The 14,590-nt window shown below is 64.1% G+C and carries 11 protein-coding genes and 1 pseudogene; 6 read left to right on the forward strand and 6 right to left on the reverse strand.

The window, feature by feature from the left end:
- Positions 1-271 precede the first annotated feature (271 nt).
- The 4 genes from AB3X94_RS26735 (at position 272) to AB3X94_RS26750 (ending at position 4,553) form a co-directional block, all read left to right on the forward strand.
- Positions 272-1,681 carry a circularly permuted type 2 ATP-grasp protein gene (locus AB3X94_RS26735; protein WP_176106623.1) on the forward strand — a complete coding sequence of 470 codons (1,410 nt, stop codon included), beginning with the start codon at positions 272-274 and terminating at the stop codon, positions 1,679-1,681.
- Between the two features lie 117 nt (positions 1,682-1,798).
- Entirely contained in the window at positions 1,799-2,749 is a 951-nt protein-coding gene (locus AB3X94_RS26740) for an alpha-E domain-containing protein (RefSeq protein WP_176106622.1), read from the forward strand.
- A 12-nt stretch (positions 2,750-2,761) separates the two neighbouring features.
- Complete coding sequence (locus AB3X94_RS26745; protein WP_176106621.1) at positions 2,762-3,562, forward strand: transglutaminase family protein; 801 nt, start codon at positions 2,762-2,764, stop codon at positions 3,560-3,562.
- Positions 3,563-3,680: 118 nt separating this feature from the next.
- Positions 3,681-4,553, forward strand: coding sequence for a proteasome-type protease (locus tag AB3X94_RS26750; RefSeq protein ID WP_176106620.1), 873 nt, complete (start codon positions 3,681-3,683; stop codon positions 4,551-4,553).
- Between the two features lie 147 nt (positions 4,554-4,700).
- Here the strand turns inward: AB3X94_RS26750 and AB3X94_RS26755 are convergent, their stop codons facing one another.
- Both AB3X94_RS26755 and AB3X94_RS26760 read right to left on the reverse strand, forming a co-directional pair.
- A complete protein-coding gene (locus tag AB3X94_RS26755; protein WP_176106619.1) occupies positions 4,701-5,906 on the reverse strand; it encodes a porin in 1,206 nt (401 codons plus the stop codon).
- A gap of 385 nt (positions 5,907-6,291) precedes the next feature.
- A complete protein-coding gene (locus AB3X94_RS26760; protein WP_176106618.1) occupies positions 6,292-7,563 on the reverse strand; it encodes a YihY/virulence factor BrkB family protein in 1,272 nt (423 codons plus the stop codon).
- A 173-nt stretch (positions 7,564-7,736) separates the two neighbouring features.
- Here AB3X94_RS26760 and AB3X94_RS26765 point away from each other — a divergent pair, with 173 nt between their 5' ends.
- A complete protein-coding gene (locus AB3X94_RS26765) occupies positions 7,737-8,276 on the forward strand; it encodes a YbaK/EbsC family protein (RefSeq protein ID WP_176110463.1) in 540 nt (179 codons plus the stop codon).
- A 125-nt stretch (positions 8,277-8,401) separates the two neighbouring features.
- Positions 8,402-9,961, forward strand: coding sequence for a methyl-accepting chemotaxis protein (locus AB3X94_RS26770; protein WP_368613171.1), 1,560 nt, complete (start codon positions 8,402-8,404; stop codon positions 9,959-9,961).
- 66 nt (positions 9,962-10,027) lie between these two features.
- Here the strand turns inward: AB3X94_RS26770 and AB3X94_RS26775 are convergent.
- From AB3X94_RS26775 to AB3X94_RS26790, 4 genes and pseudogenes are all read right to left on the reverse strand, one after another.
- Positions 10,028-10,138: pseudogene (locus tag AB3X94_RS26775) on the reverse strand (SulP family inorganic anion transporter); the annotation flags it as partial.
- Positions 10,139-10,178: 40 nt separating this feature from the next.
- Entirely contained in the window at positions 10,179-10,769 is a 591-nt protein-coding gene (locus AB3X94_RS26780) for a YSC84-related protein (RefSeq protein ID WP_176106616.1), read from the reverse strand.
- Between the two features lie 280 nt (positions 10,770-11,049).
- Positions 11,050-12,438, reverse strand: coding sequence for an FAD-binding oxidoreductase (locus AB3X94_RS26785; RefSeq protein ID WP_176106615.1), 1,389 nt, complete (start codon positions 12,436-12,438; stop codon positions 11,050-11,052).
- 891 nt (positions 12,439-13,329) lie between these two features.
- Positions 13,330-14,590 (reverse strand): hypothetical protein (locus tag AB3X94_RS26790; RefSeq protein WP_368613172.1); only part of this gene is annotated, 1,261 nt, incomplete at its 5' end.

Raw genomic sequence — 14,590 nt, forward strand, 5'->3', positions numbered from 1 at the left:
TCGCTTCGTAGCGCTCATTGCCTCCATTGGCGAAACGACGGGTGCGACTCTCATAGTGTGCTCCCTGATGGCGCGCGCGCACCTGACTGGCGCATCATGATCCACGACAGTACGATCAAGGCAATCCGACGCGCTGCGGATGCGCCGCTACCGTGCACGTCAACGCGCATCATCACGACATATTCAATGGCATAACGCTTGCTTGATCGAAGGTCGAATACCGAATGCGCAGCGCATTCGCCTTCTATTTGACAACAAGACTGGGGCTGACATGCGATGCTATGACGAGATGCGCTATCAGGACGATGGCGTACGGCCGCATTACGCGCGCTTCGAGCGATGGTTGGACAGCCAGGGCAACGAAGCGATCGCACGCAAGCGCGCGGAAGCGGACCTGCTGTTCAGGCGCGTCGGCATCACGTTCGCGGTGAACGGCGACCTGTCCGGCACCGAGCGGCTGATCCCTTTCGATCTGATTCCGCGCATCATCCCGCGCGGCGAATGGCAGACGCTCGAAGCGGGTTTGCGACAGCGCGTGCAGGCTCTCAATCTGTTTATCCACGACGTCTATCACGATCGCAACATCGTGCGCGCGGGCATCGTGCCGGCCGAGCAGGTCTATACCAACGCGCAGTATCGTCCGGAGATGCAGGGCGTCGACGTGCCGCTCGGTGTTTACGCGCATATCGCGGGCGTCGACGTGGTGCGCGCCGGCGACGAAGGCGAGTTCTACGTGCTCGAAGACAATCTGCGTGTGCCGTCGGGCGTGTCGTACATGCTCGAAAACCGCAAGATGATGATGCGGCTCTTCCCCGAGCTGTTCGTGCAGAACCGCATCGCCCCAGTCGCGCATTACCCTGATCTGCTGCTCGATACGCTGCGCTCGGTCGCGCCGGAAGGGGTCGACGATCCGGTCGTCGTCGTGCTGACGCCGGGCATGTACAACTCCGCGTACTTCGAGCATACGTTCCTCGCGCAGCAGATGGGCGTCGAGCTCGTCGAAGGCAAGGATCTGTTCGTCGACGACAACTACGTGTTCATGCGCACCACCCAGGGACCGAAGCGCGTCGACGTGATCTACCGGCGCGTCGACGACGACTTTCTCGATCCTCTCGCGTTTCGCCCCGACTCCGCGCTTGGCGTGCCGGGTCTGCTGACCGCGTATCGCGCCGGCCGTGTCGCGCTCGCGAATGCGATGGGCACCGGCATCGCCGACGACAAATCGATCTATCCGTACGTGCCCGACATGATCCAGTTCTATCTCGGCGAAAAGCCGATTCTGAACAACGTGCCGACCTATCAGTGCCGCAAGCCCGAGGACCTCGCCTATACGCTCGCGCATCTGCCGGAGCTGGTGGTCAAGGAAGTGCACGGCGCGGGCGGCTACGGGATGCTGGTCGGCCCCGCCTCGACGAAGGCCGAGGTCGAGGCCTTCCGCGAGCGGCTGATCGCGCGTCCGGCCGGCTATATCGCACAGCCCACTCTTGCGCTGTCCGCGTGTCCGACCTTCGTCGAAGCAGGCATCGCGCCGCGCCATATCGATCTGCGGCCGTTCGTGCTGTCGGGCAAGACCACCACGATGGTGGCCGGCGGCCTCACACGCGTCGCGCTGCAACAGGGCTCGCTCGTCGTCAATTCATCGCAGGGAGGCGGGACCAAGGATACCTGGATGGTCGACTGATGCGCGGCAAGCGGCACGCAATGAGCGTGCGCCGCCGTCGCTCAACGGATAACCAGCGCGGGCTTTCGTCGCTGACGAAGGCCTCGCGCGTTCAGATCACAGACATGGAACGCCGTCATGCTTAGCCGAACCGCCGATCACCTCTTCTGGATGGCCCGCTATATGGAGCGCGCGGAGAATACCGCGCGCATGCTCGACATCAACCTGAAGGCGCAACTGCTGCCGCAGACGCCCGAACAGGAGGCTCGCGCGCAGCGCTCGGTGCTGCGCATTTCCGAGCTCGAAAGCGCCTTCGCCCAGCGTTACGACGAACCGACGCGCGACCACGTGCTCGACTTCATGGTCGCCGACGCGAGCAATCCGTCGAGCATTCATTCGTGCCTGCAAGCCGCGCGCGAAAACGCCCGCGCGGTACGCGGCACGCTGACGACCGAGTGGTGGGAAACCATCAACGACACGTGGCTCGAATTCAACGAGCGGCTCGCGAGCGGGCAGGCCGCGGGCAATCCCGGCTCGTTGTTCGAATGGGTCAAGTTCCGCTCGCATCTGTCGCGCGGCGTGACGATCGGCACTGCGTTGCAGGACGACGCGTTCTTTTTCACGCAGCTCGGCACGTATCTGGAGCGCGCCGACAACACCGCACGGATTCTCGATGTGCGTTTTGCGAACGTCGAGCCGAACTCGCGCGACGCCGCGCGCCAGCTCGAGGACTTCTATTACTGGACCTCGATCCTGAGTTCGGTGTCGGCGCTCGAGATCTATCGGAAGGTGTATCGCGACGTCGTGACACCCGCGCGCGTCGTCGAGCTGATGATCCTCAATCAGCAGATGCCGCGCTCGCTGCTCGCCTCGCTCGACGGCGTGTGCAGCAATCTCGCGATGCTGCGCACGTCGGGCTCGAACCAGTGCGAGCGCTTCGCCGGCAAGCTGCGCGCCGAGCTGCTGTATGCCGACATCCGGCAGATTTTCGAGAGCGGTTTGCATGGCTATCTGACGCAGTTCCTCGCTCGCGTGTTCGAGCTGGGCAATCTGGTGGCGCGTACTTATCTGATGCTGCCAGTGGCCTGACGGAGTTTTCTCATGTACCTGACGATCCGCCATGACACCTTTTACCGCTACGAAGCAACGGTTCATTATTCGATCCAGCAGTTGCGCCTGACGCCCTCGAGCGGCGCCGGGCAGACCGTGCGGCGCTGGAGCATCGACGCGCCGGGCAAGCTCGACGCCACACTCGACGCCTACGGCAACGTGCTGCATACGCTCGTCATCAACAAGCCGCACGATGAGATTCATCTGCGCGTGTCGGGCGAGGTGGATACGATGCCGCTCGTCGACGGCGTGCTGCGCGATCCGCCCGGTCCGATTCCGCTCGAGCATTTCACCTGCGCGACGCGTCTGACCGAAGCCGATGGCGCGATCCGCGAACTGGCGGAATCGGTGGCGAATCTGGCGAGTCCGGCAAGCCTGATTGCGCTTGCCGAGCAGATCGTGCACCGGGTGCAATACCGGCCCGGCGTGACCGAGGTCACGAGCACGGCCGCCGAGGCGCTCGCGCTCGGCAACGGCGTGTGCCAGGACCATGCGCATCTGATGCTCGCGTGCTGCCGCGCGCGCGGCGTGCCGGCGCGCTACGTCAGCGGTTATATCGAACCCGGCGACGTGCCGCATGGTGCGAGTCATGCATGGGTCGACGTTTGGCTCGAAGGCAAGGGCTGGATTTCGCTCGACGTCACGCATGCCGCGTTTGCCAGCGAGATCTACTGCCGCCTCGCGGTCGCGCGCGACTATGAGGCGGCGGCACCGGTGCGCGGCCGACGCATCGGCGGCCTCGAAGAGGAGCTTCACGTGGCGGTGGCGGTCAGCACGCAGATGTCGCAGTAGCCGCGTTGCAACGCTAAAGGCTGCGAAAAAGGCCATAAAAAAGGCCGTAAACACGGATAAAAGGCGCCAGTGCGCCGCATTACAATAGCCCCGTTCCCTCGCGTTCTGCGGATTCGTTATGACTTACTGCGTAGCGATGGCCGTCAACGACGGCCTCGTATTCCTGTCCGATACGCGTACCAATGCGGGCGTGGATCACATCAGTACCGCGCGCAAGATGTCGGTGTTCGAGCAGCCCGGCGAACGCGTGCTGGTGCTGCTCGGCGCCGGCAATCTGTCGATCACGCAGGCGGTGCTGCACGAGCTGTCCGAGCCCGCCGATGCCAGCGAGCCGACGCTGTGGAGCGTGCCGACGATGGCCGACGCCGCGCGCGTGGTCGGCAGCGCGGTGCGCCGCGTGCACGAGCGCGAAGCCGCGGCGCTGCAGAAGTTCGGCGTCGACTTCAATTGCAGCTTCATTCTCGGCGGCCAGATCGCGGGCAACCGCATGCGGCTTTTCATGATCTACGCGGCGGGCAATTTCATCGAGGCGTCGGCGGTGAATCCGTACTTTCAGATCGGCGAGGCGAAGTATGGCAAGCCGATCATCGACCGCGTGCTGACGCCGTCCACACCGCTCGACGAGGCCGCGAAGTGCGCGCTGATCTCGATGGACTCCACGCTGCGCTCGAACCTGTCGGTGGGCTTGCCGCTCGATCTGCTGGTGTACGAGAACGATGCGCTGCGCGTCACGCGATTCGTGTCGATCGATCGCGACAACGCGTACTTCGACATGATTCACCGCACGTGGGGCGAGCGTTTGCGCCAGGTGTTCGCCGAGATTCCCGATCCGGACTGGCAGCAGTCGCTGGATGCGCCGTCGCCGCATCCGGAGCGGGCGCTGGTGCTATATCGCGCGCCGGTCGGCGCCGATGGGGTCGAGCATGAGCACGATGTGTCGCCCGCGCAGATTCTCGCGCAAGCCGACAAGGGCAAGGCGCAGCGGCGCTAGCTGGGTCGGATTCGGAGCGCGTGTCGCGCTCGTCGGAATCACACCAAAACCTCGGGACGAAAAAAAACCAGCCATCGGCATCGCCTGTGGCTGGTTTTTTGGCTACGCAGCTCGTCAGCTGCGTAGCAGGTCCGACTCGAAGTTCGATTAGAACTTGTGGCGGATACCCAGGCTGACCATGACCTGGTTGTTGGTGCTCGACTGGTTGCCGTACGAACCGATCGAAGCCGTCGACGGCACGAGGGTACCGGCACCCGTAGTAGCCGTAGCCGGAACGCGCTGGTTGCCGCTTGCGTGCTGCCATGCGCCGACCAGGTAGAAGTCCGTGCGCTTCGAGAGGTTGTAATCGCCACCCAGCGAAACCTGGTTGTAGGTCGCGGTTGCGTCGCCCGAGCCGTGCGTGTACGCATAGCCGATACCGAGCAGCGCTGCCGGCGTGAGCTGGTAGCCCACGTATGCGCGGCCGACGTTGTACTTCTGCGTCGTCGCGAAGCCCGAGTTTGCGTCCGGGCGGTACTGTGCGTTGCTGTACGACAGGTTGCCCGTCCACGGACCCGTCACGTACTGAACCGCTACCGAAGCGATGCCGATCGACTTCGAGAACGCATATGCCTGGTTGATGCCGGCGTTGTTCGGGAAGTTGGTGTCAAACGTGGCGCCCGGCGCTGCCGTACCTGCCCAGCCGCCTGCAGTCGCACGCGTAGCCGGCGAATTGGCATTGCTTGCGTGCAGGTAGCCTGCAGCGACGCTGAACGGACCCGTTGCATACGTTGCTGCGCCCGACCACGTTTGGCCCGAACCCGTCGCGCCTGCGACGCCGCCCAGAGCATACAGACCTTCGATCTGGAAGCCCGACCAGACCGGCGACACGTACTTCAGCGAGTTGATGACGCGGAAGCTGTTGTCGTTGTTGTCGACGTCGCCCGGCGTAGCGAACGTGCTACCGAAGTAGTTGTCGCCCGTCAGCGGCTGGATCATGTCGACCAGCGGGTCGTACTGACGACCGGCCGTGAACGTGCCCCATGCGTCGCCCGTCAAACCGACGTAAGCCTGACGACCGAACATCGAGCCGCCTTGCTGCAGCTTGCCGGTGTTGATGTCAAAACCGTTTTCCAACTGGAAAATTGCCTTCAGGCCGCCGCCCAGGTCTTCCGTGCCCTTCAGGCCGAAACGGTTACCTTGGAGGTTGCCGCCAAACAATTGAACGAGGCTGCCGCCCTTCGGCGTAGCGTTGTTCACGTACTGGATCGACTCATCCAGTACGCCGTACAGGGTCACGCTGCTTTGCGCGTGTGCGATACCGGCGACGCCCAGGAGCGCCAGCGAGAGGGTAGACAGTGCGATTCGTTTCATCCATTTCTCCACGCAGATGATTGTTCGTTGTTGCGGAAAGCAGAATAGCTCAGCGCATCCGCCGGGTAGAAACGGAAAAAAAAGAGTGTCGCCAAAAACTGACAATCGATGCAAACCCTTGTATTTAAAGCCATCAACGATTATTTCTATTTGCGCAATATTTATTGGTCTGATGCGCATTATTGTTGATTTGTTGATAGTGACCGGGTGATTTGACGCACTTTCGGCGTCGATTTGCATGCTAAACGTAATCTAGTCGTCTACACGTCTGCCTGATTTTGTAGCGAAAGCATAAAGAAACAGCCAACAAAATGACTAGACAGGCTGGACAGAAAAGGCGCGTTGTGTCCAAGCGCCATCGAGCGGTTTGACGGCGCAACACGTTTCAGCGCCTATCGGCGCCACGGCGCGCCACGGCCGCGGCCGTGAGCCCCGCGGCGGCCGCGAGCAGCACGGAGGTCCATGGGTTGCGTCGAACGTAGCGGTCGGCGGCCGTCGCCTGGCGGCGTGCTTCGACGATCGCCGACGCCGCGAGACGGGTGGCTTGCGCTTCGACGTCGAGCACCTTGCGCGTCACGTCGACCGCGGTTTCATGCGCGGAGCGCTTTTGCGCCGCCGCGTCGATCCCCGACCGCAGCAGCGGCGCGGTCGTTTGGCCGCCAACAGGCACAGCCGAGCGAGCCGAAGAAACCGCATTTGCCGCGACGGTCGATGCCGCCAGCACCGACGCGAGCTTCGCGCGGCTGCCCGGCGGCGCTTCTGCCTGCATGCCCCAGCCGCCGCGCGGATCGTGCAGCCTGCCGCGCGCCGCCGAGAACTCCGCGCCGAGCAGCAGCACCAGCGCCGAGAAGTACAGCCACATCAGCAGGACCGCGAGCGAGCCGGCCGCGCCGAACGCGCTGGCCATTCCCGCATGCGCGAGATAGAGCGCGAACAGCTTTCTCCCGGCCGTAAACAACACGGCCGCGACGACGCCGCCCACCAGCGCATCGCGCCATAGCACCCGGGCGTCGGGCAGGAACTTCAGCAGTCCGGCGAACGCGAAGACCAACACGAGCAGACCGACGCCGAGCTGTAGCAGATTGCCGATCACGACATACGGCGAGTCGCCCCACAGCCATTCGCCGATAAAGGCGATGACCGTATCGAGCACCAGCGACACGATCAGCAGGAACGCGACGCCGAGCACGAGCCCGAACGAAATCAGCCGCACCCGCACCAGCGCGAGCCAGCTGGCCGTGCGCGGCCCGCTGTACGGCCACACTATATTGAGCGCGCTGTTCAGCGACGAGAACGTCGCCGACGCGCCGATCGCCAGCAGTGAAAAGGAAATGATCGTCGCGATGCCGCCTTTGGCGCCCGCGTGGTGCGCGTTTTCGACGATCGTCTGCACGCCGGCCGCGGCCTGGTCGCCGATCAGGCCGTTGATGTGGCCAAACAGCTCGCCGCGCGCTGCCGCCGGTCCGAAGAACCAGCCGGCCACCGCGATCACCATCACGAGCGTCGGCGCGAGCGAGAACGCCGCATAGAACGCGATGCTCGCCGCCATCTCCAGACAGCGGTTCTCCGTGAACTGCCGAAGTGCGCCCATCGCCCAATTGGCCTGGTGACGCGCGGCCTGCTGGAGGTTCTCGCGAGAAAGGGTGTCGATGTCCATGATCGTGTCTGAATCGTGACGGCGCTTTCACGGTGTTTGCTTCGTCGCAAACCTCGTGCCCATCACTATACAAGTTAAGCGGTGGGCTTCATGGCCTGCTTGCATGGCCCGTTCCGCGGCCGCCCGCGCGTACCGCTAGAATGCAGCGGGTTAATGTCACCTTTCCGCTCATCATGCATTCGCACGAACTCGTACGGCAACTGGACGTCATCGAGCGCGACCAGTGGAGCGCGCATCTGCCCGCGCATGTCATCGAACAATTGCCGGCGCACGGAATCACGGTGTTCGCGGTTACCGACGACGCCTCCGACACCGCCGCATTCAGCGCGCGCTATGGCTTCGGCCTCGAAGACTGCGCGAACACGATCGTGATCCGCTACAAGAAAGACGGTGGCGAGCACTATGCGGCGCTGGTGTCGCTGGGCTCACGGCGGCTCGACATCAACGGCGCGGTGAAGGCCGCGCTCGGCGCGCAGCGGCTGTCATTCGCGAAGCGCGAGGCGGCGGTCGAGCATAGCCAGATGGAGTTCGGCGGCATCACCGCCTTTGGTCTGCCGGCCGAATGGCGCGTGCTGGTCGACGCCGCGGTGATGGACCGTGCGCAGATCGTGATGGGCGCCGGCGTGCGCGCGGCCAAGCTGCTGATGTCGCCCGACGTGCTGCGGCAATGGCCGCGCTGCGAAGTGGCGGCGCTGACGCTGCCGGCGGACTGAAACCCGCAACCTTGGAGTAGCACTGAAGTTTTCCGCCGTCGCGCCGTTAATCCCGACAACGACATGAAACGTTTGCGGCGTCCGCTTGCGCGGACCGCCGCAAACCACGACAAGGGATACGGAAGATGGAACGGTTTCGCCTGAAAGTGCGGCTGTGGCTCGCGCTCGCGGTGATGTGCATGGGCATTCTGGCGATCGGCCTGTGGGGAGCGTACAAAACTCGCGACACGATGATCGCCGATCGCGAGGACGAGCTGAAAAGCGTGGTCAGCATCGCGTACAGCGTGCTCGATCACTACAACGCGCTCGCCGCGGCCGGCACGATGCCGCTCGCCGACGCGCAGCGCGCCGCGATGGACGACCTGCGCGCGATGCGCTACGACGGCGCCGGCGGCTACCTGGTGCTCGAAGACAGCCACGCGCACGTGCTGATGCATGCCACGCGCGCCGACCTCGTCGGCAAGGACATGACCACCGTCACCGATCCGGACGGCCGTCATGTGTTCAAGGAGGGTTCCGAGCAAACCCAGCGCGAAGGCGAGGCATTCGTTCATCTGATGTTCCCGAAGCCCGGCACCGACCAGCTCGCGCCGAAGAGCAACTACATGCGGCTTTACAAGCCGTGGGACTGGACCATCGTCACCGGCGTGTTCACGGACGACATCGAGGCGATGTTCTACCGCACCCTCGTGCAATACGTGATCGCGGCGCTAGTGCTTTGCGCGCTCGTGTCGCTGGTGATCGGCGTGATTCTGCGCAGCATTCTGCGTCAGCTTGGCGGCGAACCGGCGTACGCGGTGCAGATCGCGTCGCGAATCGCGGACGGCGACCTCGACGTGATCGTCGATACGAAGACCGGCGACAGTACCAGCCTGCTCGCCGCGATGAAACGGATGCAGCAGCGTCTCGCGCAGGCGATCGAGCAGATTCGCGGCGGCGCGACGCTGATTTCGTCGGTATCGAACGAGATTGCCGCGGGCAATTCGGATCTGTCGCGCCGCACCGAGCAGCAGGCGGCCGCGCTCGGCGAGACCGCGTCGAGCATGGAGCAGATCACTGCGACCGTGCGTCAGAACGCCGACAACGCGAAGCAGGCGAGCCAGCTCGCGCACAACGCTTCGGAGACCGCGGCGCGCGGCGGCGCGGTGGTCGGCCAGGTGATCGACACGATGCGCGGGATTTCACAGTCGTCGCACCGGATCGGCGACATCATCGGCGTGATCGAAGGGATTGCGTTTCAGACCAACATCCTCGCGTTGAACGCGGCCGTCGAGGCGGCGCGCGCGGGCGAGGAGGGCCGCGGTTTCGCGGTGGTCGCGGGCGAAGTGCGTACGCTCGCGCAACGCAGCGCGGCGGCCGCGAAGGAGATCAAGGCGCTGATCGAGGAATCGGCCGCGCAGATCGCGGGCGGTTCGGAGCACGTCGGACGCGCGGGCGACACGATGCAGGAAGTCGTGCAGGCGGTACGTCGCGTCAACGACATCATGGGCGAGATCAGCGCGGCGTCGGCCGAGCAGACCTCGGGCATCGAGCAGGTCAACATCGCGGTCGCGAGCATGGATCAGACGACGCAGCAGAATGCGGCGCTCGTCGAGGAAGCGAGCGCGGCGGCCGATGTGCTGAAGACGCAGACCGGGCAATTGTCGGCGGCGATCTCGGTGTTCAAGTTGCCGGAGCAGCGCTAAACCGCCAGGCCGCGTTGCCGGCGCTCATGTCGACGGTCACGCGAGCACACACCTCACGCGCGCTCGCATCACCGGATGCGGGACCATGCGGATCAGTTTGCCGACCCGCAATACGCCGAACAGCACCATCAGGAGGCCGCTCAGGATCACGGTCGCGAGCAGATACCGCGCGCCGTGCGCGCGAGGGATGCGTCCGCTGGGCGCTGCGCTCAGATACTCAAATAATCAGCCGGGACACCTTCGTGCCTTCGAGCGACACGCCGGCCATCAAACCGCCGTTAGTCAACACGAAAGCTTGCACCGGACTCGTTGCGGTCGAGGAATCGACCGCGCCGTTCGCGCCGACCTTCAGCACGGCGACGGTCGCATTCGCGCCGACCGCCCAGCCCTGGCTGTGCATGAATTCGTCGAGCGCTTCCTGCGTCATGAACAGAAACACGAGCGCCTTCGACTGCGCGCCGATCTGCAACCCGAACGAGCCCGCGACCGTGCTGAAGTAGCCGACCGTGCGGCCGCCGATGCGCATCGCCCCTTCACCATACTGTGCGCCGACCCAGAAGCCGGCCGAGATCACCGACGGAAACACCAGCACGCCGCGCGCTTTCGCAACGAGCTCGCGCGAACCGTCGACGTTTTCGTAGAGACGCGCGAGCGTCGAGTCGACGCCGGCGTTGATCGTGTCGCGCTTTCCGGCATTGGCCGACGGCGATGCGTTCGAGGACGGCGAAGTCGTCGTGCAACCGGTGAGGCTCAGGCCTGCGACGGCCAATGCAGCGCTGCCGGTCATGATGAATTGTCGTCTGCGCATGACTGTTTTCCTTTGCGTTTCTCACGCATGTTGTACGTTATGGAAGAGTGCGGCGAATTGCCCGCCTTGCTTTGCTTTGTTCTCATTTGCGCACGAGAGGTTCCGTGCGCGCGATGATTGTCGTTGAGCGGGCGTGCCGCGACGCGCGAAGCACGCATCGCGGGCATCCGCGGCCGACAAAATAGCAGGGAGCGTGCCCAAGGGCCGCGCCGCCTTGCGCGAGGGCGGCGCGGCGATTTGCAGTTCGCGGTTTTGCGCTGCTTGCCGTTGCGCGTCGTCGCTACAGCGTTGGGCGAATGTTCTGGTTATGGCGGAACAGGTTGTGCGGATCGTAGCGGTTCTTCACGGCGACGAGCCGCTCATAGTTGGGCCCATAGGCATCCGCGATACGGCCGCCTTCTTCCTCGGTCATGAAGTTGACGTACACGCTGCCTAGCGCAAACGGGCGCGCCGCGTCGAAAAAGTCGCGCGCCCATGCGACGCAGCGCTCGTCGTCGCGCGCATCGTCCCAGCGGCCGTGCACGTTCATCGCGTATAGCGTCTCGCGAGCCGGGTAAGCGGTTGCGTCGACCGCCACGCGCTGCGTTTGCGCACCGATCAGCCCGAAGAAAATTTCGCATTGCGTGGACGGCAGCGTGTCGATCGCGCGGATCAGTGCGTCGATCAGACCATCGTCGATGGTGGCGAGGTTGTGCGACTTCCAGTAGTTGCGCGCGCCCGGCGTGAGCAGCGGATCGAAGGCCTGTTGCCAGACTTCGAGGGGCATCGGACCAAGATGTTCGCCGAGCGGCTTGCCGAAGCCGCGCGCGGCTTCTACCGCGTCCGGGCCTTGGTCGACCGGGCCGTTGTAGCACATCGCGAACACCAGCACGGGTTTGCCGTGTACGTCGGGCGGCAGGAACGGCAGCGGCGGCGCGAGCCGCGCGACCGCCCAGACGGCCAGCTCGTCGGGCATTGCCGGCGCGGCATCGCGGTATTTGATCAGTGCTTCCTTCGCGTCGGCGAGCGGCAACACGACGAGGCCGCCATACACGAGCGGGCCGACCTCATGAAGCGCGAACTCGAATAGCGTAACGACGCCGAAATTGCCGCCGCCGCCGCGAATCGCCCAGAACAGATCGTCGTGCGAAGTGGCGCTCACGTGGCGGAACTCACCGTCGGCGGTGACGATGTCGGCCGCGACGAGGTTGTCGATCGTCATGCCGTAGCGGCGGCTCAGCCAGCCGAAGCCGCCGCCGAGCGTCAGACCTGCGACGCCGGTCGTCGAGTTGATGCCGAGTGGTGTCGCGAGTCCGAATGCCTGCGCTTCGTGATCGAAATCATGCAGCGTCGCGCCGGGTTCGACATACGCGCGCCGCGCTTGCGGGTCGATACGCACCGATTTCATCGTGGACAGATCGAGCACGAGGCCATCGTCGCACACAGCGCTGCCGCCGATATTGTGGCCGCCGCCGCGAATGGCGAGCGGCAGGCCGTTGTCGCGCGCGAAGGCGACGCCGCTGCGCACGTCGGCGACACCCGCGCAGCGCAGGATCATCGCGGGAGTACGGTCGATCATCGCGTTCCAGATGCTGCGCGCCGTGTCGAAGCCCGGCGTGTCGGGCAGCAGAAGCTGGCCGCGCAGTGTGGATTTGAATTCGTCGACGGCGCTGCTGGAGATAGTAACCATGTTGTACCTCGTCGGAGAGGGGAGGGCGCTCGCAGAACACTGCTCAGCAGACCAAACAAAATGCGGGCGGTGAATGAAAGCGGATTGAGAGGTTCGGCTGCGTGCAGTAAACGGGGCGGCGCGACGAAGTCAAACAAAGGTTTACCCGCGTATGGGGGCGATCCCGCGCAGTAGCTCGCGGGGACGGGCGTTTGCGGGCAGCGCAACGACGATACGCGACGGTGGCGCGGAAGATGGTGGGAATGCTCCGGAAAAAGCGTGCGTGCCGATGTGTTGGTTATCTGACGCGCTGGTGGTTGTGCCGCGACACTTTGCCGATGGAGTGGGTCGCGATCGCGTACGGCTGAGCCGCACGTTCGGCGACTGTGCGCGGCAGCGCACATCGCGACATCGCTCTTTGCGACGCACAGGCGTTATGCAACGACGCGTAATGTTTCGCGCGCGCATTTCGGTGATTTTCATGGTGTTGTCTATTGGATTTCTCTCATTCGGCTTTTCCAATTTTCTTGTTTATGTGCGAATGGCCACATGAATAAAACGGATGATGTGTAAATGATCTGAATTCATCCGATAAAACCAAATGTTAATTTTCTTTATGTCGCTCAAATTGCATCGAGCGTGATAGTTTTAACTTCCCGTATGAAGAATCTGGATTAGCGGATTTGGCGGACGCATCGTCGTTTTCCCCTGCCTGGCACGCCGCATCGGCAATATCGCATTGCGTGGTCTAGCGCACGGTCGCGCGATTGCACTGCGAATAACTTCAACGTCCATCAAGCCTCGCTGTGCGGCTCTCACGATCATGTGCGCGCACGGCCAGCCCATTCTCTCGAAGCACGCCAAATCGGACCGGGGATTTTCCGTGAGAGAAGTATTTAGTGCGAGCGCATTTTAATTCGCATAAGGCGAAGCTGCGCAAAGGCTTTGACTTTCGTTTTTTTTCACGAGCGGAGATTCACTCGTTAATTGGACCGGTCGCTCAGGGGAAATAATTAGGAGGATGAAATGAAAAAGCAAAACGGGGACGCGTGGATACTTGGCACGCGGCGGGCGGCTTTGGCGGTCGCGGTCAGTCTTTATGCGGCGATGGCGGGTGCGCAGACGAATTCGGGGAGCACCGCCGCGCCAGCAACCAATCCTGGAGTGATGGTGCTCGCCGAGGCGAGCGTGTACGGCGGATGTCCGTCGGGCGGCGGGCCGGGCTGCACCTCGGGGGGATTCGGGCAACTCGGGGCGGGTGCCCTCGGCATCGCGGCGGCGGGGCTCGGTCCGACGTCGTCCACCGGCTCGTCGCCGGGCAGCGGGACGTCGTCGCCGGGCGCGGGCAGCAGTGGCGGAAATAGTTCGGCTAATTCCGGCACCGGCGGGGTGGGCTCGGGAAATACCGGCGGCAACAATGGTAACGGCGGTTCCGGCGGCAACGGTAACGGCGGCGCTGGAAGCGGTGGCGATGGCTCGGGGAATGGCGGCACGGGCGGCGATGGCGGCAACAACGGTGGCGGCGATAACGGCGGGGATGGTGGGGACGGTGGTGGGGGGCATGGGCATGGGCATGGTCATGGCCATGGTGGTGATGGTGATGGCGATGGCGACGGCGGTCATGGACATGGCCACGGTGGTGATGGTGACGGCGATGGCGGTCATGGTCATGGTCATGGTCACGGCGGCGATGGTGACGGCGATGGCGGTCATGGCCACGGCCACGGCGGCGAGGGTGACGGCGATGGCGGTCATGGCCACGGCCACGGTGGCGAGGGTGACGGCGATGGCGGTCATGGTCACGGCCACGGCGGCGATGGTGACGGCGATGGCGGTCATGGACATGGCCACGGTGGCGAGGGTGACGGCGATGGCGGTCATGGTCATGGCCACGGTGGCGAGGGTGACGGCGATGGCGGTCATGGCCACGGCCACGGCGGCGAGGGTGACGGCGATGGCGGTCATGGTCATGGCCACGGTGGCGAGGGTGACGGTGATGGCGGTCATGGTCATGGCCATGGCGGCGAAGGTGACGGCGATGGCGGTCATGGTCATGGCCACGGTGGCGAGGGTGACGGCGATGGAGGTCATGGCCACGGACACAGCGGCGAGGGTGACGGCGATGGCGGTCATGGACATGGCCACGGTGGCGAGGGTGGTGAAGGCAGTGGTG

It is taken from the genome of Paraburkholderia sp. BR10923 (assembly GCF_040948765.1).
GTDB lineage: Bacteria > Pseudomonadota > Gammaproteobacteria > Burkholderiales > Burkholderiaceae > Paraburkholderia > Paraburkholderia youngii.